Source organism: Pseudomonas sp. FBCC-B1667 (assembly GCF_059133255.1).
In genome coordinates, this window is the sequence record NZ_CP101437.1 from 4279588 (window position 1) to 4299446 (window position 19859).

At 60.2% G+C, this 19859-nt stretch carries 24 protein-coding genes; 13 read left to right on the plus strand and 11 right to left on the minus strand.

Annotated elements, in window-relative coordinates:
- Positions 1-4: 4 nt before the first annotated feature.
- Positions 5-538 (minus strand): cysteine hydrolase family protein, encoded by a 534-nt coding sequence (locus NL116_RS19760; RefSeq protein ID WP_494373668.1) that lies wholly within the window; start codon positions 536-538, stop codon positions 5-7.
- A 69-nt stretch (positions 539-607) separates the two neighbouring features.
- Complete coding sequence (ggt, locus tag NL116_RS19765) at positions 608-2335, minus strand: gamma-glutamyltransferase (protein WP_494373669.1); 1728 nt, start codon at positions 2333-2335, stop codon at positions 608-610.
- A 146-nt stretch (positions 2336-2481) separates the two neighbouring features.
- Here ggt and NL116_RS19770 point away from each other — a divergent pair, with 146 nt between their 5' ends.
- Positions 2482-2997, plus strand: a complete 516-nt coding sequence (locus NL116_RS19770; protein WP_494373670.1) for a methylated-DNA--[protein]-cysteine S-methyltransferase — start codon at positions 2482-2484, stop codon at positions 2995-2997.
- A gap of 7 nt (positions 2998-3004) precedes the next feature.
- Here NL116_RS19770 and NL116_RS19775 read toward each other — a convergent pair whose 3' ends face one another.
- A complete protein-coding gene (locus NL116_RS19775; protein WP_494373671.1) occupies positions 3005-3598 on the minus strand; it encodes an NUDIX domain-containing protein in 594 nt (197 codons plus the stop codon).
- Between the two features lie 75 nt (positions 3599-3673).
- Positions 3674-4111 (minus strand): hemerythrin domain-containing protein, encoded by a 438-nt coding sequence (locus NL116_RS19780; protein ID WP_494373672.1) that lies wholly within the window; start codon positions 4109-4111, stop codon positions 3674-3676.
- Between the two features lie 127 nt (positions 4112-4238).
- Here NL116_RS19780 and NL116_RS19785 point away from each other — a divergent pair, with 127 nt between their 5' ends.
- Positions 4239-4664: a GNAT family N-acetyltransferase gene (locus tag NL116_RS19785; protein ID WP_494373673.1), complete on the plus strand. Its 426-nt coding sequence runs from the start codon at positions 4239-4241 to the stop codon at positions 4662-4664.
- 67 nt (positions 4665-4731) lie between these two features.
- On the opposite strand, the gene NL116_RS19790 is transcribed toward NL116_RS19785, so the two are convergent.
- Positions 4732-5082 (minus strand): hypothetical protein, encoded by a 351-nt coding sequence (locus NL116_RS19790; RefSeq protein WP_494373674.1) that lies wholly within the window; start codon positions 5080-5082, stop codon positions 4732-4734.
- Positions 5083-5224: 142 nt separating this feature from the next.
- On the opposite strand from NL116_RS19790, the gene NL116_RS19795 reads away from it, so the two are divergent.
- The 9 genes from NL116_RS19795 (at position 5225) to NL116_RS19835 (ending at position 10133) form a co-directional block, all read left to right on the plus strand.
- Positions 5225-5473, plus strand: coding sequence for a hypothetical protein (locus NL116_RS19795; protein WP_027925145.1), 249 nt, complete (start codon positions 5225-5227; stop codon positions 5471-5473).
- Positions 5474-5493: 20 nt separating this feature from the next.
- Positions 5494-5823: a DUF6388 family protein gene (locus tag NL116_RS19800; protein ID WP_494373675.1), complete on the plus strand. Its 330-nt coding sequence runs from the start codon at positions 5494-5496 to the stop codon at positions 5821-5823.
- A gap of 25 nt (positions 5824-5848) precedes the next feature.
- Positions 5849-6553 carry a YoaK family protein gene (locus NL116_RS19805; protein ID WP_494373676.1) on the plus strand — a complete coding sequence of 235 codons (705 nt, stop codon included), beginning with the start codon at positions 5849-5851 and terminating at the stop codon, positions 6551-6553.
- 105 nt (positions 6554-6658) lie between these two features.
- Entirely contained in the window at positions 6659-7051 is a 393-nt protein-coding gene (tusD, locus tag NL116_RS19810) for a sulfurtransferase complex subunit TusD (RefSeq protein WP_494373677.1), read from the plus strand.
- A gap of 1 nt (position 7052) precedes the next feature.
- Entirely contained in the window at positions 7053-7415 is a 363-nt protein-coding gene (gene tusC / locus NL116_RS19815) for a sulfurtransferase complex subunit TusC (protein ID WP_494373678.1), read from the plus strand.
- On the plus strand, positions 7415-7708 hold the full coding sequence (gene tusB / locus NL116_RS19820) for a sulfurtransferase complex subunit TusB (RefSeq protein WP_494373679.1): 294 nt from the start codon (positions 7415-7417) through the stop codon (positions 7706-7708). The genes tusC and tusB overlap by 1 nt, the downstream gene beginning before the upstream one ends.
- Positions 7705-8040, plus strand: a complete 336-nt coding sequence (locus NL116_RS19825) for a TusE/DsrC/DsvC family sulfur relay protein (RefSeq protein WP_494373680.1) — start codon at positions 7705-7707, stop codon at positions 8038-8040. Before tusB ends, NL116_RS19825 begins: the two co-directional genes overlap by 4 nt.
- Positions 8037-9038 carry a glycosyl transferase family protein gene (locus NL116_RS19830; RefSeq protein ID WP_494373681.1) on the plus strand — a complete coding sequence of 334 codons (1002 nt, stop codon included), beginning with the start codon at positions 8037-8039 and terminating at the stop codon, positions 9036-9038. Before NL116_RS19825 ends, NL116_RS19830 begins: the two co-directional genes overlap by 4 nt.
- Before the next feature lie 93 nt (positions 9039-9131).
- Positions 9132-10133: a glutathione S-transferase family protein gene (locus NL116_RS19835; protein WP_494373682.1), complete on the plus strand. Its 1002-nt coding sequence runs from the start codon at positions 9132-9134 to the stop codon at positions 10131-10133.
- A gap of 116 nt (positions 10134-10249) precedes the next feature.
- Here NL116_RS19835 and cysG read toward each other — a convergent pair whose 3' ends face one another.
- The 6 genes from cysG to NL116_RS19865 form a co-directional block, all read right to left on the minus strand.
- A complete protein-coding gene (cysG, locus tag NL116_RS19840; protein WP_494373683.1) occupies positions 10250-11644 on the minus strand; it encodes a siroheme synthase CysG in 1395 nt (464 codons plus the stop codon).
- Positions 11645-12925: a serine--tRNA ligase gene (serS, locus tag NL116_RS19845; RefSeq protein ID WP_494373684.1), complete on the minus strand. Its 1281-nt coding sequence runs from the start codon at positions 12923-12925 to the stop codon at positions 11645-11647. It abuts the gene before it with no gap.
- A 16-nt stretch (positions 12926-12941) separates the two neighbouring features.
- Positions 12942-13316, minus strand: a complete 375-nt coding sequence (crcB, locus tag NL116_RS19850) for a fluoride efflux transporter CrcB (RefSeq protein WP_494373685.1) — start codon at positions 13314-13316, stop codon at positions 12942-12944.
- Positions 13316-14638: a replication-associated recombination protein A gene (locus NL116_RS19855; protein WP_494378099.1), complete on the minus strand. Its 1323-nt coding sequence runs from the start codon at positions 14636-14638 to the stop codon at positions 13316-13318. Before NL116_RS19855 ends, crcB begins: the two co-directional genes overlap by 1 nt.
- 72 nt (positions 14639-14710) lie before the next feature.
- Entirely contained in the window at positions 14711-15334 is a 624-nt protein-coding gene (gene lolA / locus NL116_RS19860; RefSeq protein WP_027925132.1) for an outer membrane lipoprotein periplasmic chaperone LolA, read from the minus strand.
- 63 nt (positions 15335-15397) lie between these two features.
- Positions 15398-17803: a DNA translocase FtsK gene (locus NL116_RS19865; RefSeq protein WP_494373686.1), complete on the minus strand. Its 2406-nt coding sequence runs from the start codon at positions 17801-17803 to the stop codon at positions 15398-15400.
- 307 nt (positions 17804-18110) lie between these two features.
- Here NL116_RS19865 and trxB point away from each other — a divergent pair, with 307 nt between their 5' ends.
- On the plus strand, positions 18111-19070 hold the full coding sequence (gene trxB, locus NL116_RS19870) for a thioredoxin-disulfide reductase (protein WP_494373687.1): 960 nt from the start codon (positions 18111-18113) through the stop codon (positions 19068-19070).
- A gap of 64 nt (positions 19071-19134) precedes the next feature.
- Entirely contained in the window at positions 19135-19815 is a 681-nt protein-coding gene (gene aat / locus NL116_RS19875; RefSeq protein WP_494373688.1) for a leucyl/phenylalanyl-tRNA--protein transferase, read from the plus strand.
- Positions 19816-19859 lie beyond the last annotated feature (44 nt).

The window sequence follows — 19859 nt, forward strand, 5'->3', positions numbered from 1 at the left end:
GGGTTCAGATGCGGATTTGAGCCGCTGGCTTGACGTCGATACGCGCCACTGAACCGGTCAGGTGCGCCAGATCCTTGTTGTGCTCAGCGATAATGTCTTCGGCGGTCAAGCTACCGTTGTCGACAGTGGAATGCGCGTCTGCTGCCAACTCCACGTCGTAGCCCAATTTCAGAGCCTGACGTACGGTCGCGTTGATGCAGCAGTCGGTTTGCAAACCACAGATGATCAGACGCTCGACGTCCTCTCTTGGCAGCAGCTTTTCCAGATGGGTCTGGTAGAAGGAATCCGGGGCGGTTTTGCGTACGTAATGATCGGTGGGCTCGGTGTCCAGATTATTGGCCAGCTTCCAGCCGTCGCTGCCGTAGGCCAGCGGACCGCCCTCTTCCTCATGCTGTATGAAAACGACCGGCACCTTGGCTATCCGGGCTCGGGTGCTGAGGTGGTTGATGCTTTCGATAACTCGGTAGATCTCAAAGCACTCGTACTCGCCAGAGCACAGTGCCTGCTGGACGTCGATGATTAATAGTGCGGTGGTCATGATTCCTTCCTTGAACATTCAGTGAGTCAGGGGGACGAAAATATATCCGTCCCCTTGCAAACACAATCTCTAGTAGCCGAGTGACAACCCGGTGTTTCGACGGGGGTCATTGGCGCCGTAGAAGCGGTTTTTGCCGACTGGTTTACCTTCCAGCGAAGGAGCGCCAACCAGGATCGCCGCGACGTGATTGGCGTCCTGTGGCCCGGCAAACTTATGCCCCCAGCTTTCGAGGATCTTCACCGTGTCCGGGCTGGTGGTGAAGGTCTCCAGGTTGGTTTCTTCCGGCAACCATTGCTGGTGGAAACGTGGCGCATCGACCGCTTCCTGGATGTTCATGCCGTAGTCGATCACGTTGAGCATGGTCAGCAAGGTGGCGGTAATGATACGACTGCCGCCGGGGGTGCCGACGACCATCACGACCTTGCCGTCCTTGGTGACGATGGTCGGGCTCATCGACGATAGCGGCGCTTTGCCGGGCGCGATGGCGTTAGCCTCCCCTTGCACCAGACCGTACATGTTCGGCACACCGATTTTCGAGGTGAAGTCGTCCATTTCGTCGTTGAGGATGACCCCGGTTTTGCTGGCCATGACGCCGGCGCCGAACCAGTCGTTTAGGGTGTAGGTCATCGACACCGCGTTGCCCCATTTGTCGACGATGGAGAAGTGCGTGGTGTTGCTGCCCTCATGCGGCGCTACGCCGGGTTTGATGTCGCGGGACACGCCGGCCTTTTGCGGCTGGATCGCGGCGCGCAGTTGGGTGGCGTAGTTTTTATCCAGCAGGTGCGCGATCGGGTTTTTCACGAAATCCGGGTCGCCGAGGTAGCTGTTGCGGTCCACATATGCGTGGCGCATCGCTTCGATCTGATAGTGCATGCCTTGGGCCGAGTGGTAGCCCAGGTCTTTCATCGGGTAACCGTCGAGGATGTTCATGATCTCGCAGATCACCACCCCGCCGGAGCTTGGCGGCGGTGCCGAGACCACGTGATAGCCACGGTAATCGCACTCGATGGGCGCCAGTTCGCGGGTTTTGTATTGGTCGAGGTCGGCCTGGGTGATGATGCCTTTGTTGGCCTGGCTGGAGGTGACGATGGCATCAGCGACCCAGCCTTTGTAGAAACCGTCGGCGCCCTTGCCTGAGATTTCCCGCAGGGTTTTGGCCAGGTCCTTCTGCACCAGCTTTTGCCCGACCTGCATCGGCTCGCCATTGCTCAGGAAGATCGAGCCGGAGTCCTTCATGTCTTTCTTGAACACATCGGTCGCGTAGTCGAGCAAATCGACATCGCCCTGCTCCAGGACAAAACCGTCTTCGGCCAGTTTGATCGCCGGGGCGATCACTTCCTTGCGCGGCTTGGTGCCGTATTTGCTCAGGGCCAGTTCCATGCCGGACACGGTCCCCGGCACGCCGACGGCCAGGTGGCCGCGGGTACTGAGGTCGGGGATGACATTACCTTCTTTGTCCAGGTACATGTTGGCGGTGGCGGCCAGCGGGGCTTTTTCACGGAAGTCGAGGAACGTCTTGCGCCCGTCCGCCAGCTGAATGGTCATGAAACCGCCGCCACCGAGGTTGCCCGCTGCGGGATAGACCACCGCCAGCGCGTACGCCACCGCGACCCCCGCATCCACGGCGTTGCCGCCGTTCTTGAGCACATCGACCCCCACCTGGGAGGCCAGGTGCTGGGCCGTGACCACCATGCCGTTTTCGGCCGCGACGGGAGCGACGGAGGCGGCGTGGGCAGTCAGGCAGCTAAGCGCCAAGGAGGTCGCAATGAGCGATTTGGCAAAAGGTTCATACTTCATGAGTCGGTCTCTTTTTGTTTTTAGGGTATGAAAAAAGTAGAGAAAACGTTCAAGAGCAGAAGGCAGTATGGCTGGAATTACACATTGCGCCTCCCCGTCCAGGCAGTATGCTGAGGCTCTATTTGGCTTGCGCGGAGTCCGCCAGCATGACCTACACCTTCACCACCCTGCCGTCTCCAGTCGGCGAACTGAAGCTGGTGGCGAAAGAGGGAAGACTGGCAGCCATCCTCTGGGAAAACGACAAACCGAACCGGGTGCGAATGGGACCGATGCACGAAGCGTCGGACAACCCGGTCCTGGTGCGTGCCGTTCAGCAGTTGCAGGAATACTTTGCCGGCACCCGAAACTCGTTCGATCTGGAACTGGAGTTTGCCGGGACGGATTTTCAGAAGAAGGTCTGGCAGGCCCTGCTGACCATCCCGTTCGGCGAGACACGCAGCTACAGCCAGATTGCCGAACAGATCGGCAACCCGAGCGCGGTTCGGGCGGTGGGCGCGGCGAATGGCAAAAACCCGATCTCGATCGTTGCACCCTGCCATCGGGTGATCGGCGCCTCGGGCAAGCTCACCGGGTTTGCCGGCGGATTGGAAGCGAAAGAGCGGTTGCTGACGCTTGAAGGGTGCGAGTGGTCAGGCGCCAGCCGAATGGGTGATCTGTTTTGATGGGGGCTTATTCAGCCGAGAAAAAGTTCTTCATCGCCGCGTACTGCAGCAGCATGATGGTCTTGGCGTCGCAGATCTCCCCGCGATAAAACGCGTTAAGTGCCTCATCGAAGGCCCACTCCAGCACTTCCAGTTCTTCGGTCTCTTCCTCCAGCCCACCGCCCTCGCTGACTTTCGACGCGGCGTCGTACTCGGCAATAAAGAAGTGCAGCTTTTCAGTGACCGAGCCAGGGCTCATATACGACTCGAAGACCTTCTGCACATGGTGCACGCGGTAACCGGTTTCTTCCTCGGCTTCGGCGCGGATGCGCTCTTCCGGCGCCGCCCCTTCGAGCAACCCGGCGGCCACTTCAATCAGCAAGCCGTCATGGCCGTTGACGAACACCGGAAGACGGAACTGGCGGGTCAGCACGACAGTGCGCTTTTCGCGGTTGAACAACAGAATCGCCGCGCCGTTGCCCCGATCGTAAACTTCGCGGGTCTGGCGTTGCCAGTCACCGTTGTTGCGCTGATAGTCAAAAGTGATTTTCTTCAGCAAATACCAGTCGTGGGACAACACCTGGGATTCGATTATGTTGACCCGTTCGGCTGTGTTCGCCATGGCACCGCATCCTTTTTTTTCGTCAGAGGTGCCTATGGTAGGCGAAAACGAAAACCAGGAGCGACACGCAACGCTTCAGGACAATTGAGCCTTATATTCCTTCACATACTGGCCGGCGAGTGTTTCTTTCTGTTTGTCATCGAGCAGTTTGCCGGCCATCTGGAAGAACTTCTGCTCTTCCTCTTTCAGGTGGTGATGAACCTTCTCGGCCAACTTCTTCGCGGTCGCCAGCCACGCCGGGCTGGACATCTCGGTCTCGTCCAGTTGCTCCATCATTTCGTCCATTTCGTGGTGCTCGGCGATGGCGTGGCGGCTCAGGTCGACGCCGTTGTCGAACTCCATCAGCGGAATATAGAAATGCCGCTCCTCGGCGGTTTCGTGGGCCTGGAGTTCGGACTTCAGTTGTTTGTAAGCCTCGACCCGCTCCGGGGTGTCGCCACTGGTTTTGATGAGCGCATCGGCATAGCGGCGTTGGCGCTCGTGGCTTTCACGCAAGGCTTCGAAAATATTCACGGGGGTGTCCTCATTGGCCGCGTTCTGAAGTGACGCTGCTTAGGCTAGACCTCCGCGCGACGGCGACGGTTCCACAATTACCGCGAGCACGCTAGGCTGGCGGATCATTGCCAACAGGATGTCGCTCATGACCCTGCGAATCGAACAGTCGCAAAACCCCACGGATGCAGAACGTGAGGCGATCCTCATACCGCTGCGTGCCTACAACACCGCGCAGGCTGGCCCGGGCAATCCGCAACCGCTGGCGTTGCTGGTGCGCGATGACAACGGCGAGATTCTCGGCGGGTTGTATGGCCGGTTCTTTTACCAGTGGTTGTTCATCGAGTTGCTGTCGGTGCCCGAACAGGCACGGGGACACGGTTTGGGCTCAAAACTGATGCAGATGGCTGAAGACCTGGCACGGGAAAAGGAATGCGTCGGGATCTGGCTGGACACCTTCGACTTTCAGGCGCCGGCGTTTTACAAACGACTCGGTTACAGCGAGCTCGGCCAGATTGCCGACTACCCGCCGGGCCACAAGCGCCATTTCTTCCAGAAACGCCTGATAGATTGAACACCACACAAAACCCCGTGGGAGCGAGCCTGCTCGCCCCCACAGGGGGTATTGCGTCAGCCTTGGATCAGAGGCAAGTCGCCAACGCCGCCAAACGGCGCTTGGCCACAAAATCATCATGCTGCGCGTAGTAACTGATCACGGTGCCGGACGCATCGGTGGTCACGTCGATAAAGGATTCCGCCGACCGCGTGTAAACGGTCGAACCGCCCTTTTTACCCGGCTGTAAATACGCGCCGGCATCCACACCGAACACCGCCTCGTCCTGCCATGAAAATTGCACGCATTGGGCCACGACCATTTCCGGCTTGTTCGAGTTCAGGGTTTTGTACGGGGGCTTGGTGCGAGCATCGTCCATCACCGAGCCCGCGCATCCCGCCAGCAACGTTACAGCCAGCGCCACCATCAGAATTCGCATTACGTTCGCTCATCAAGAAAAAGCGGACTGTATCACCGTGGCGCGGCGATTCGTTCTGCTTTACTGCATTTATACCGCGACACCGCGTAACGATTCGCGCACCCTGTCGCGCCATAAACACCGCCTTTTTCTGGAAGCCCCCATGACACCCAACGCCGAATTCTACAAACCAACCCCTGAATACGCCGACAAGCTGATCAGCCAGATTGGCCAGACGCCGTCCTGGATTGCCAAGCGCATTGGTGTCACCGACAAGCGCATCCGTTACATCCTCGACGGCGAACGCACCGTCAAAGGCGAGACCACGCCGATCAAGATGACCTACACCGAGCAGTTCGCCCTCGAATGCCTGGCCGCCGCGGCCAAGGCCAGCAAGAAACAATCTTCGTAACCCGTTATCAAGGAGCGACCATGGCGGCAACCGAACAGCAATTCGAGCAGGCGCTGAAGAAGTTTCTCGATGAGCACCCTGAACTGCGCCACGAACTCGACAACCTCAACCCGCTGCTGGCCCAGGTCAAGGGTGAGACGACGGCGCAGTACCGTGAAGAGCGATTGCATGAAGCCTTCGAAGCCGAGGCCGAGCGTCAGGGACTGTTCGCCTGGGAGCTGACGCTGCTTCTGACGGCTGCCACGCCACAAGACTACGAGGCCCATCGCCGGGAGGTGCACAAGGAAGTTGCGGAGATGGCCGGCATGGACTGGCTGGACTATTGCGAGTTATACGGGATAGAACCGTAACCCCTGCACAAGGATGCCCTCACAGATGCTGCCTTCCGCCTCATCGACCCACGCCAGCCCCGGCCACCTGCAAACGCAGAAGTGGCGCGGGCGCATCGGTATGACGCTGGTGGCCATGCTCTCGGTCCTCGCCGGCATGACCGACGCCATCGGCTTTATGGCCAGCGGTGATTTCGTCTCGTTCATGAGCGGCAACACCACACGCCTCGCCGTCGCCATCAGTGTCGGCGATCTGGGGCTGACCGGGCGATTGCTGCTGCTCGTGGCCACGTTCGTCGTCGGCAACGCCTTGGGCATCATCGTCAGCCGCCTCGGCGGGCGACGGGCGCTGCCGTTGATGCTGACCATCGCCGCGCTGCTGTGCGCGGCCGCTACCTGGCCATACGACGAACAATTGCCCGCGCTGCTGGCGGCGATCATTGCCATGGGCATGCTCAATGCTGCGGTCGAGGAAGTAAACGGACTGCCGGTCGGCCTGACCTATGTCACGGGCGCGCTGTCGCGCTTCGGACGGGGGCTGGGGCGCTGGATGCTCGGCGAACGGCGCAATGGCTGGAGGGTGCAGTTGATCCCCTGGACCGGGATGTTCGCCGGGGCGGTGCTTGGGGCGGTGCTGGAACAGCATTTGGGGCTTCAGGCGTTGTTTGCCAGCGGATTGCTGGCGGGGGTGGTGGGGGTCGTGTCGTTGAAGATTCCGCGGCGGTGGCAGTTGGGGTATATGCCTCGCTGATTCAGGTGTTGCCTGCGCGCGATGAGGCCCGCAAAGACAACATCGATTTAGCCCCCTCAGCGATAAAGCTTTATCATGGCCGCAGTTTCGCTGATCGAGTCCGTCATGAAGTTCGCTATCGCGCTGTTTTCCGCCGCCCATGCGCCCTCCTCGCGCCGCGCCCTGTTGTTTGCCCAGGCTGCGCTGGCCGGTGGGCATGAGATTGTCCGGCTGTTTTTCTATCAGGACGGCGTCTACAACGCGTCCGACAGTGTAGTCACCCCGCAAGATGAACTGGACCTGCCCAAGCAATGGCGCGCGTTTGTCAGCGAGCATCAACTGGACGGCGTCGTGTGTATTGCCGCCGCCCTGCGCCGTGGTGTGTTGAACGAAGAAGAAGCCGGGCGTTATCAGCGCGCCGCCGTTGCCGTGAGCTCGCCATGGGAATTGTCCGGTCTCGGCCAGTTGCACGACGCGGTGCAGGACGCTGACCGCCTGATCTGTTTCGGAGGCGCGTGAGATGCCCAAATCCTTGCTGATTATCAGCCGTCAGGCGCCATGGTCCGGGCCGAATGCCCGCGAAGCACTGGACATCGTGCTGGCTGGCGGCGCCTTCGATCTGCCGATCGGCCTGCTGTTTCTCGATGACGGGGTGTTTCAGCTCGCCGCGAAACAGGACGCCAAGGCGCTGCAACAAAAAGACCTGAGCGCCAATCTGCAAGCCTTGCCGATGTTTGGTGTCGAGGAATTGTTCGTCTGCGCTGACAGCGCCGCGGAACGTGGGCTGGCCCCTTCCACGTTCTCGCTGGAGGAAGCCAAGGCACTGACCGCCCACGACATCACCGCCCTTATTGACCGTTACGACCAGGTGATCACCCTCTGATGTCGACTTTGCATGTGTTGTCTCATTCCCCGTTCGGCGACGACCGCCTGACCAGTTGTTTGCGCGTGATCGGCGCCAACGATGCGCTGCTGCTGAGCGGCGACGCGGTGTATGCCCTGCAACCCGGCACCGCACCGTTCAGCGCGCTGAAGACTCGCGGCCTGACGCTGTTCGTACTGGCCGAAGACATTCAAGCCCGCTCCATCGCAACGCCAGACTGGGCCAAGGCCATCGACTACCCGGCCTTCGTCGAGCTGTCGATTCACTATGACAAGGTCAACAGCTGGCTATGAATTCCCTGACAGTCGGCGCTCGCGCCATCGCGTTGGACAAGGACGGGTTCCTGGTTGAACTAAGCGACTGGTCCGCTGATGTGGCCAGCGCCCTCGCCGCTGCCGAAGACATCGAGTTGAGCCCCGAGCATTGGGAAATCCTCGAACTGCTGCGCCGTTTCTACGACGAATTCCAACTGTCGCCGGCCACCCGCCCGCTGATCAAATACACCGCGTTGAAGCTCGGCCCGGAAAAAGGCAACAGCCTGCACCTGAACCGACTGTTCAAAGGCACCCCTGCCAAACTCGCCGCGAAACTGGCGGGCCTGCCCAAACCGACGAATTGCTTATGACCGACTTCCCAGCGCTGATCCTCGAAACACCCGCCGAGCACCCGTTCGCCCCGTTCGTGCGAATCCTCGGCAAAGGCAAACGCGGCGCCCGCGACCTGACACGTGACGAAGCCCGCGAGGCCATGGGCATGGTGCTCGACGACAAGGTCGAAGACACCCAGCTCGGCGCGTTTCTGATGCTGCTTCGGCACAAGGAAGAAAGCGCCGAGGAAATGGCCGGTTTCACCGAAGCCCTGCGTGAACGTTTGCAGCCTCCCGTCTTGAATGTCGATCTCGATTGGCCGACCTACGCCGGCAAAAAGCGTCATCTGCCCTGGTACCTGCTGGCAGCCAAGTGCCTGGCACAGAACGGCGTACGCATTTTCATGCACGGCGCAGGCGCGCACACGGCCGGGCGGCTGTACAGCGAACAACTGCTGGAAGGACTCGGGATTCCGCTGTGCCGTAACTGGCAACAGGTCGGCGCGGCACTGGATAACGGCGGCCTGGCGTTCATGCCGCTGGTGGATTGGGCGCCGCAACTGCAGCGCATGATCGACCTGCGCAACACTTTGGGCCTGCGCTCGCCGATCCATTCCCTGACGCGCATCCTCAATCCGTTAGGCGCCCGTTGCGGTTTGCAAAGTATTTTCCATCCTGGCTATCAGGCCGTGCACCGTGACGCCAGCGGCTTGCTGGGCGACACTGCGATTGTGGTGAAGGGCGACGGTGGTGAGATCGAGATCAACCCGGACGCCGACAGTCACTTGTACGGCACCACCGGCGGTGAAAGCTGGGACGAAGAGTGGCCGCAGCTGTCGACCCAGCGTCACGTCAAACCCGCCGCCCTCGACCCTGAGCATATGAAGGCCGTGTGGCGCGGCGATGTGGTCGACAGCTACCCGCAAATGGCCCTGATTTCGACCATGGCCCTGGCGCTGCGCGGGCTCGGTCAAACGCGTGACCAGGCGTTTGAAACAGCCCAACAGTATTGGGATGCACGCGACAGATCGATTTAACCGATCATATCTGCCCAACCTTTGCGCTATTTGTTCGAACTCATGGGCATAGACTCCTCTCCAACGATTTATTGGGTTTGAGGAGTCTTGATCATGGGTTTATTAGTCGAAGGCCGCTGGCAGGACCAGTGGTACGAAAGCGGCAAAGACGGCGCCTTCCAGCGTGAACAGGCGCAACGCCGCAACTGGGTGACCACCGATGGCAGGCCCGGCTTGACCGGTGTCGGTGGCTTTGCCGCCGAAGCCGGCCGCTATCACCTCTACGTGTCCCTCGCCTGTCCATGGGCCCACCGCACACTGATCCTGCGCAAACTCAAAGGCCTCGAAAACCTCATCGACGTGTCGGTGGTCAGTTGGCTGATGCTGGAAAACGGCTGGACCTTCGACCAGAGCCTGGGCTCCACCGGCGACCAGCTCGATCACCTCGACTTCATGCACCAGCGCTACACCGCCGACACCGCCAATTACACCGGCCGCGTCACCGTGCCGGTGCTGTGGGACAAACAGCAGAACCGCATCGTCAACAATGAATCGGCAGAGATCATCCGCATGTTCAACAGCGCTTTCGATGAGCTGACCGGCAATGACCTGGATTTCTACCCAGAGCCGCTGCGTGGTGAGATTGATGCGCTGAACGAGCGGATTTACCCGGCGGTGAACAACGGCGTGTACCGCGCCGGGTTTGCAACGTCGCAACACGCTTATGAAGAAGCGTTCGATGGTTTGTTTGAGGAACTGGATCGATTGGAGCAGCTGTTAGGCGCCAATCGATACCTGGCCGGCGAATACCTGAGCGAAGCGGATATTCGGCTGTTCACCACGCTGATTCGTTTTGACGCGGTGTACCACGGGCACTTCAAGTGCAACCTGCGGCGCATTGCCGATTATCCGAACCTGTCGAACTGGCTGCGCGAGATTTACCAGTGGCCGGGGATAGCCGAGACGGTGAGTTTTGAGCACATCAAGAATCACTATTACGGCAGCCACAAGACCATCAACCCGACCGGGATTGTGCCGAAAGGGCCGGCACAGGACTTCACGGTGGCGCATGATCGGGCGCGGTTGAGCGGGAAAGGGGTTTGGCGCAAAGCCTGAGGTTTGTGCTGAATTTGGAGGCCCCATCGCGAGCAAGCTCGCTCCCACAGGGGATGTGTGAACGACACAGATCCAATGTGGGAGCGAGCTTGCTCGCGATGGCGACAACACGGTATTCAGACCTGCGCCTGAGCACCCTCAAACCAAGCCAGTTTCTCGCGCAGCTGGACCACTTCCCCAACAATCACCAACGTCGGCGCATGCACTTCATGCTCCGCCACCAGCCGTGGCAGGTCCGCCAACGTACCGGTAAACACCCGCTGATTGACCGTGGTGCCCTGCTGAATCAACGCCGCCGGGGTATCCGCTCCGCGACCGTGCTTGATCAACTGTTCGCAGATGATCGGCAAGCCCACCAGGCCCATGTAGAACACCAGCGTCTGCGCCGGCGCGACGAGGTCGGCCCACGGCAGATCGCTGGAGCCGTCCTTCAAATGCCCGGTGACAAACCGCACCGACTGCGCGTAATCACGATGGGTCAGCGGAATCCCGGCATATGCCGCGCAACCACTGGCTGCCGTGATCCCCGGCACCACCTGGAACGGAATGCCGTGGGCTGCCAGTTCTTCGATCTCTTCACCACCGCGACCGAAGATGAACGGGTCACCGCCCTTCAACCGCACCACCCGCTTGCCAGCCTTGGCCAGATCGACCAGTTGCTGGTTGATCTGATCCTGCGGTACAGCGTGATCGGCGCGACGCTTGCCGACGTAAATGCGCTCGGCATCACGACGACACAACTCAAGAATGGCGGGGGCCACCAAGCGGTCATACAGCACCACGTCGGCTTGCTGCATCAGGCGCAAGGCACGGAACGTCAGCAGGTCGGGATCACCCGGCCCTGCCCCGACCAGGTACACCTCGCCAGTCGTGACATCCGCTTCGCCGTCGATTTTCGCCTGCAACAGACGCTCGGCTTCGGCGCCCTGGCCGGCCAGTTGCCGGTCAGCGATCGGCCCTTGAAATACGTCCTCCCAGAAGCCGCGACGCTGCTGCACATCCGGAAACAGGCCTTTGACCTGATGGCGAAAACGCGCCGCCAAACCAGCCAGTTGGCCGTAGGTAGAAGGAATCCAGGTTTCAATTTTGGCGCGAATCAGCCGCGCCAGCACCGGCGCATCGCCGCCGCTGGACACCGCGATAATCAGCGGGGAGCGATCGACAATCGCCGGAAAGATCACGCTGCACAGGGCTGGCGCGTCCACGACGTTGACCGGCACACACCGCCGATGGGCATCGGTGGACACTTGCGCGTTCAACGGCTCGTCGTCGGTGGCGGCAATGATCAGTCCGCAACCGTCCAGATCCGTTTCGACATAACCCCGTAACAGGCACTCGCCGCCGCTGCCGGCCACCAGTTCGCGCAGTTGCGGTTCGATTTCAGGTGCAACCACCCGCAGCAGCGCACCGGCATCGGCCAGCAGGCGGGATTTGCGCAAGGCAATCTCCCCCCCACCGACAACCAACACACGACTGCCGCGCAGGTTGTGAAACAGCGGCAGATAGTTCATTTAGCCGATGACCTCAAGGCCACCCATGTACGGCTTCAGCACGTCAGGCACACGGATCGAACCGTCGGCTTGCTGATAGTTTTCCAGCACCGCCACCAGGGTACGACCGACTGCCAGGCCGGAGCCGTTGAGGGTGTGAACCAGTTCCGGCTTGCCGGTTTCCGGGTTGCGGAAACGCGCTTGCATGCGACGGGCCTGGAAATCGCCGCAGTTGGAGCACGACGAAATCTCGCGGTACTTGTCCTGGCTCGGAATCCACACTTCGAGGTCGTAAGTCTTGACTGCGCTGAAGCCCATGTCGCCGGTGCACAGTGCCAGCGTGCGGTAAGGCAGCTCCAGCAGTTGCAGGACTTTCTCGGCGTTGGCGGTCAGGCCTTCCAGCGCTTCCATCGAGGTCGACGGCTCAACGATCTGGACCATTTCAACTTTGTCGAACTGGTGCTGACGGATCATGCCACGGGTGTCACGACCCGACGCACCGGCTTCGCTGCGGAAGCATGGGGTGTGGGCCACAAACTTGATCGGCAGCAGTTTCGAATCAACGATCTCGCCAGCGACGATGTTGGTCAGCGACACTTCGGCGGTCGGGATCAGGTACAGATCGGCTTCGCCTTCGCGCGCGATCTTGAACAAGTCTTCTTCGAACTTCGGCAATTGACCGGTGCCTTGCAGCGCTGGCGCCTGGACCAGATACGGTGTGTACGCCTCTTCGTAGCCGTGCTCGTTGACGTGCAGGTTGATCATGAACTGCGCCAGGGCGCGGTGCAGACGGGCAATCGGGCCACGCAACAGGGCGAAACGCGCACCGGACAATTTCGCGGCGGTTTCGAAGTCCAGCCAGCCGAATTTCTCGCCCAAGGCCACATGGTCCTGAACCGGGAAATCGAAGGCGGTCGGGGTGCCCCAGCGGCGGACTTCGACGTTGCCGTCTTCGTCTTCGCCAATCGGCACCGATTCGTGCGGCAGGTTCGGGATGCCCAGCAGGATCGAATCCAGATCGGTCTGGATCGCGTCCAGTTCGACTTTACCGGCGCTCAATTCGTTGGCCATGCGCTCGACGTCGGCCATCAGTGGCGCGATGTCTTCGCCGCGCTGCTTGGCCTGACCGATGGATTTGGAACGGGCATTACGCTCAGCCTGCAGTGCTTCGGTGCGGGTCTGGACGGTCTTGCGCTGTTCTTCCAGCGCTTCGATGCGCGCAACATCCAGCGTGTAGCCACGGGATGCCAGGCGGTCCGCTACGTCCTGAAGGTTGCTACGTAACAGTTTGGAATCGAGCATGTCGGTTTCTCGTTTATCAAAGTTTGGTCAAGGACAGGCCAGCCCAGGTGGCAAGCAGCCCGCCGAATACGCTGAGCGTCGCATAGCCCAGGGCCAGCGGCACTTGCCCGCTTTCCAGCAGGCGCACCGTATCCAGTGAAAAGGATGAAAAAGTCGTCAGCCCTCCGAGGAAGCCGACGATCAACCCGGCACGCACCTCAAGCGGCACCTCCGGGCGAATCAAAAACAGACCGTAAAGAACGCCGATCAGCAAACAGCCCACGATATTAACGGCCAGCGTCGCGGTATAGAAGTGCCGCGGCCAATTAGCATTGATCCAGTTTCCGGTAGCAAAACGTAACAGCGTGCCGGCGACACCGCCGATGGACACCGCGATGACCAATGGAATCACTATTTTCTCCGCTGCCGAGGGCTTAGACGGTCAAGTTGGGCGAGGTGATTGAGTTTCTCGCCGATCTTCAATTCCAGACCACGCGGCACCGGTTGATAGAACGGCTGCGGTTCGAGCTCTTCCGGGAAGTAGTCTTCGCCCGCGGCGTAGGCATCCGGTTCATCGTGGGCGTAACGGTATTCGTCGCCGTAACCGAGTTGCTTCATCAATTTGGTCGGGGCATTGCGCAGGTGCAGGGGCACTTCCAGCGAACCGTGTTCGGTGGCGCTGCGCATCGCGGCCTTGAAACCCATGTACACCGCGTTACTTTTTGGCGCGCAGGCCAGATACGTGATGGCCTGGGCCACTGCCAATTCGCCTTCGGGGCTGCCGAGGCGCTCCTGCACTTCCCACGCGGCCAGGCACAGGCTCAGGGCGCGCGGGTCAGCATTACCGATGTCTTCGCTGGCCATGCGCACCACGCGCCTTGCCAGGTACAGCGGATCGCAACCTCCGTCGATCATCCGCGCGAACCAATACAACGCCCCGTCGGGATTGGAGCCGCGCACCGATTTATGCAGCGCGGAAATCTGGTCGTAGAACGCTTCGCCGCCCTTGTCGAAACGCCGACGGGTATCGCCGAGCAGACTTTGCAGGAGATCGACACCGACCTCGCTGTTGTCTTCGGCCAGGTCCGAGGCGTTTTCCAGCAGATTGAGCAGCCGTCGGCCATCGCCATCGGCGGCGGACAACAGCATCTGGAAGCCTTCATCGCTGAGCGTCAGTTGGCGCTTGCCCAGGCCACGCTCTTCGGTCAAGGCGCGATGCACCAGTTTGCGCAGGGCCGCTTCGTCGAGGCTCTTGAGCACATAAACGCGAGCCCGGGAGAGCAAGGCGTTGTTGAGTTCGAACGAGGGGTTTTCGGTGGTCGCGCCGATGAAAATCAGCGTGCCGTCTTCAACGTACGGCAGGAACGCGTCCTGCTGGGACTTGTTGAAGCGGTGCACTTCGTCGACAAACAAAATGGTGCGTTTGCCGTACTGCCCGGCCTGTTGCTTGGCGATTTCCACCGCCTGACGGATTTCTTTCACGCCGGCCAGCACCGCCGAGACCGTTTCGAAGTGCGCATCGGAGACTTCCGCCAGCAACCGCGCCAGGGTGGTTTTACCCACGCCTGGCGGGCCCCAGAAAATCATCGAATGCAGGGCACCCTGCTCCAGCGCTTCGCGCAAAGGCTTGCCGCGAGCGAGCAGGTGTTCCTGACCGACGTATTCGTCCAGATTGGCCGCACGCAGGCGGGCGGCCAAGGGCTGAGCAATCGGGGCGCTGCGAAACAGGTCCATCACTACTTGCAAAACCTCACTACTTGAACACAGCAGGCCCCTGTGGGAGCGAGCTCCCACAGGTATTGCGGTTTATTCCTGGATCACGTCCGCCCCTTTAGGGATATCGAACTTGAACTTGGACGCCGGGATCGGCTCGTTAGCCTTCACGCCAGTGAACAGGATATTGGTGCGCTGACCGACGCTGTCGATCAGTTGCATGTCATTGACCAGACCGTTACGGAACGACAGGCGCAGGCTGTCAAACAGGGTGTCCTTGGTTTTCGGCTTCAGGGTGAAGTCGATCACGCCACCGGCTTCCTTGGCGCTGATGTCAAAGCTCTGGCTGATCTTGGACACGTCACCGGACAGCAGCAGAGCCGGGGTCTGGGTCAGACGCATGTCGAGGGTCTTGATAGTGACCTGCTCCAGATCCGGGTCCCACAGCGTGACCTTCTTGCCGTCGGACACCATGGTTTGTTCAGCCGGGGCATTGGTGTGCCAGTAGAACAGGCCCGGGCGCTGCAACGACATGTCGCCAGCCGTTTCCTGCAATTGTGTGCCACTGCCATCAAGCGTCAGTTGGGAAAAGCGTGCGGTCAATGTCTGGGATTTTTCCAGCAATTGGGTCAGGCGCGCCACGTCCTTGTCATCGGCGTGGGCCGAGAGCGTGGTCAAAGCCAGTACTGGCAGCAACAGCATGCGGATAAGACGCATGGGAGTCCTCTTGATATTCGTGGGGGGTGCGAGTGGCGCGTCACTGCGCCACCCTGATTCAAATCAGTCGCGCACCGGGCCAGGGGCCAGGACTTCACGCGAACCGTTGGTGTTCATGGACGTCACGACCCCGGCCATTTCCATGGCTTCGATCATGCGTGCGGCGCGGTTGTAGCCGATCTTCAGTTTGCGCTGAACCGCCGAGATGGAGGCACGACGGCTTTCGAGGACGAACTGCACCGCTTCGTCGTAGAGCGCATCGGTTTCAGCATCATCGTCGCCACCACCGCCGCCATTCTCAAAGCCGCTACCGGCCTCTTCGACGCCGGCAAGGATGTCGTCGTTGTATTCCGGTGCGCCGCGCAGTTTCCAAGCCTCCACCACACGGTGAACCTCGTCATCGGACACGAACGCGCCGTGAACACGAATCGGCAGACTGGTGCCCGGCGGCATGTAGAGCATGTCACCGTGACCCAGCAATTGCTCGGCGCCGCCCTGGTCGATGATGGTCCTGGAGTCGATCTTGCTTGATACCTGGAACGCCATACGCGTCGGGATGTTCGCTTTGATCAGACCCGTGATCACGTCCACCGACGGACGCTGGGTCGCAAGGATCAAGTGGATACCGGCCGCACGCGCTTTCTGGGCGATACGGGCGATCAGTTCTTCAACCTTCTTGCCGACGATCATCATCATGTCGGCGAATTCGTCGACCACCACAACGATGGTCGGCAGCTTGGTCAACAGTGGCGCTTCGTCGTGAATGCTTTCGCGTTTGTACAGCGGGTCGGTCAGCGGTGTGCCGGCGTCCTGGGCTTCCTTGACCTTGGCGTTGAAGCCGGACAGGTTGCGGACGCCCATCTTCGCCATCAGTTTGTAGCGCCGCTCCATCTCCGCCACGCTCCAGCGCAGGGCGTTGGCCGCGTCCTTCATGTCGGTCACGACCGGGCACAGCAAGTGCGGGATGCCCTCGTAGATCGACAGCTCAAGCATTTTCGGGTCAATCATGATCAGCTTGGCGTCTTCCGGGCCGGACTTGAACAGAATCGACAGAATCATCGCGTTCACGCCCACCGACTTACCGGAACCGGTCGTACCGGCCACCAGCAAGTGAGGCATTTTTGCCAGGTCAGTGATGACCGGCTTGCCGCCGATGTCGTGGCCGAGGGCCAGGGTGACCGGCGACTTGAAGTTGTCGTACTCGGGAGTCGACAGCACTTCGGAGAAACGTACGATCTGCCGATCTTCGTTGGGAATCTCGATACCGACGGTGGTCTTGCCCGGGATCACTTCCACCACCCGCACGCTGGTCACGGCCAGGGAGCGCGCCAGGTCTTTCGCCAGGTTGGAAATGCGACTGACCTTGACGCCGGCCGCTGGTTGAATTTCGTACCGGGTAATAACCGGGCCCGGGTGAATCGAATCCACCGAGACTTCGACGCCGAATTCCTTGAGCTTGATCTCCAGCAAATGCCCCACTGCAGCCAGGGATTCGGGCGAGTAATTGAGTTGTTTCTTTTCCGCGGGGTCGAGAATCGAGATCGGCGGCAAGGTGCCTTCCACGGCACTGTCGACGAACAACGGCGCCTGCTTCTCTTTTTCCACACGCTGGCTTGGCGCAGCCGGTTTTGGCGGCGCGGGGGCGATAACGGGCGGCACCTGTTTTTCGCGTTCCGACATGTGCTTGCTCAGGGCCTGTTCGCGTTCGATCAAGCGTTCCTTGACCTTGGCCTGTTCGCGTTTGTCAGTGACGGTCGGTGCGACCACGTCCTGTACGCGGTCATCGACCTCACGCAGTTGTGCCACCAGTTGCTTGCGTTCGGTACGGGCCGCCCACCAGCGATTGGCCGCCCCCTGGAACAGTTCGAACAGGTCGAGCGTGATTTTGCCGGTGACGTCCATCACCTTGAACCATGACAGGTCGGTGAACACTGTCAGGCCGAACAGGAACAGCGCGATGAACAGCAGCGTGCTGCCCTGAATGTTCAGCGCGTTCTTGGCCAGGTCGCCAAGGCTTTCGCCTAACGCACCGCCAGCACCCGCCGGAAGACCGGTGGCGGCATGGAAATGGATGTGCGCCAACGCAGCGCCCGACAGCACCAGAAACACCAGGCCGATCAGGCGCCAGGAGAACAGCCAGCCGCTCCACTGCCACGGCTCATGGCGCTGACGGAAGATCTGATAGACCTTGACCGCGAGCAACAACGGGAAGATGTAGGCGAAGTAACCCAGCACCATGAACAGGATGTCGGCGCTGTAGGAGCCGGCGGGGCCGCCGAAATTCTGCACGTCATCGATTTTGCTGTTGTGGCTCCAGCCCGGATCGTCCTTGCCGTAAGTCAGCAAGGCCATCATCAGGAACAGGCACAAGGCGCCGATGGCGATCAATGCACCTTCCTTGAGCCGGTAGTGCAAATGCTGGCGCCAGAGCGGAACGACTGTTTTGGGTGCTGCGGTGGATTTCTTCAAAACGCTACTTTTCCTGCGCCTGAGGCGCGTCCATCTGTTGAATGACTATAAAAAACTGCCCAATCCAGGCAGGTAAAAAAGTGAACAGGCGCAACCGGGACTACTTTTAACACTGCACCCCGTCTTTTATAAATACGGTGCGCACTGCTTATTTTGTTACAACCCCCTTTGCACGCAGGCATTGTACGGGTTTGTTCGTCCGATAACAGGCGTGAAGCACTGGGTACAGCATAGCCAAAAGCGCCGGAACACAAGGTCAATTTGAGCATGCATTCTCTTTCGTGACAAAGGCTTATGAGGTGTTTTTATGAGCGAAGCGAAGCATTCACGCCTGATCATTCTGGGTTCCGGCCCTGCCGGTTACAGCGCAGCCGTGTATGCCGCCCGCGCCAACCTCAAACCCGTTGTCATTACCGGCATACAGGCAGGTGGCCAGCTCACCACCACCGTCGAAGTCGACAACTGGCCCGGTGATGCCGAAGGACTCACCGGCCCGGTGCTGATGGAACGCATGCAAAAACACGCCGAACGCTTTGACACAGAGATCGTTTACGACCACATCCATACCGCCAAGTTGCAACAGCGCCCTTTCGAACTGATTGGCGACGGCGGCACCTACACCTGCGACGCCCTGATCATCGCCACGGGCGCGTCAGCGCAATACCTGGGGTTGCCCTCGGAAGAGACGTTCGCCGGCAGAGGCGTTTCCGCCTGCGCCACCTGCGACGGCTTCTTCTACCGCAATCAAGTGGTGGCGGTAGTCGGGGGCGGCAATACCGCCGTTGAAGAAGCCTTGTACCTGTCGAACATCGCCAAGGAAGTCCATCTCATTCACCGCCGCGACAAGTTGCGCTCGGAGAAGATCCTCCAGGACAAGTTGTTCGAGAAAGCTGCCAACGGCAATATTCGCCTGCACTGGAATCAGAATCTGGATGAAGTGCTGGGCGATGCCAGCGGTGTGACCGGCGTCCGCCTGCGCGACAGCCAGACCGGCGAAACCCGTGAATTGGCGCTGGCCGGGGTATTCATTGCGATCGGCCACAAACCCAACACTGATCTGTTTATTGACCAACTGCCGATGCATGATGGTTATTTGCGGGTCAAAAGCGGCAACGAGGGCGACGCCACCGCTACCGTCATTCCCGGCGTGTTTGCCGCTGGCGATGTCGCCGATCACGTTTACCGCCAGGCTGTCACGTCCGCCGGGGCCGGCTGCATGGCCGCACTGGACGCTGAAAAATACCTCGACGACATTCCCGCCGTTTAACGGCACACTTTACGGCGGGCCCACCAGCCCGCCACCGCCCTCCCCTTCTGCAAGCCCGGATGCCATGCTGACTTGGTTACAACGCAATACCCTGACCTTTCCCCCGCTGGAAAAAGCCATGCGCGACCCCAACGGATTGCTGGCCGCGGGGGGCGATCTGTCTGCCGATCGCCTGATTCAGGCCTATCGCCACGGTTGCTTTCCATGGTTCTCCGAAGGCCAGCCGATTCTCTGGTGGTCACCGGATCCGCGCACGGTGTTGTTTCCCGACGAATTGCACGTTTCCCGCAGCCTGGGCAAATTACTGCGCCAACAGCGCTATCGAGTGACCTTCGATCAGGATTTCGCCGCCGTCATCCGTGCCTGCGCCGCCCCGCGTGATTACGCCGACGGCACCTGGATCACCCAAGCCATGCAGGACGCTTACATTGAACTGCACAGGCGTGGCCATGCGCATTCGGTGGAAGTCTGGGATCAGAACGAACTGGTCGGCGGGCTATACGGCCTGGCGATGGGTCAGTTGTTCTTCGGCGAATCCATGTTCAGCCGTGCCGACAACGCCTCCAAATTTGGCTTTGCCACCCTGGTGCAACATCTGAAAGACTCGGGTTTTGTGCTGATCGACTGTCAGATGCCGACCGATCATCTGCATAGCCTTGGTGCACGAGCGATCCCACGCCGCGAATTTGCCGGTTACCTGGCGCGGCATCTGGATCAACCCAACCGCGCCACATGGGTTTGCTGAGCGACTTTCGCGCGGGTGGCTTACACTTAATTAAAGTTTTTCCC